The sequence below is a fragment of the Secundilactobacillus collinoides DSM 20515 = JCM 1123 genome (genome assembly GCF_001435975.1).
Lineage (GTDB): Bacteria > Bacillota > Bacilli > Lactobacillales > Lactobacillaceae > Secundilactobacillus > Secundilactobacillus collinoides.
This window is the reverse complement of sequence record NZ_AYYR01000107.1, coordinates 1-485: the sequence shown is the minus strand read 5'-3', so window position 1 is coordinate 485 and position 485 is coordinate 1. Positions and strand designations below refer to the sequence as shown.

1 protein-coding gene is annotated in these 485 nt (G+C 44.7%); it reads right to left on the bottom strand.

Annotated features, from left to right (window positions below):
* A partial coding sequence (locus FC82_RS14285; RefSeq protein WP_162260957.1) for a transposase occupies positions 1-485 on the bottom strand: 485 nt, incomplete at both ends.

Here is a 485-nt window from a genome sequence, read left to right as displayed (position 1 = left end):
TTAAAGAAGTTGGTCAGATTCCGGAAGCCATATCCAATTCGTTTTAGTGTCTTGATCTTACGATTAATACCTTCAATGGGCCCATTTGAATAAGAGAGACGACAACTATTAAGGACGGCCTCGTAGTTCTTCTTGAAAGACGTTATGGCCGTGTCCATAGCTGAATGTATGGGCTGATAAGTGTTTAACAGTCTCCCAAGAGCTTTAGCTTGGTGACCACGAATGTCAGTTAATAGCGCTTGATAGGTCTGATAGGCGCTGGCGAGACGTGAATCAGCGGAGAGTGCCAGATCAACGGCGTTCTGTTGGGTCATGAATTCATTGATTCCGCGCAGAAAGACTGGTTTACTGGCGTTAAGCTCATTTTGATCTTTATGGAGTAACTTCCACTGGGACTTCAAAACCTTGTAAAGACGCGACTTATGGTCCTCAATGCCGTGTAAAACACGCAGGCGTTCTGTATCTAATGCCCGGCCAATTAATTG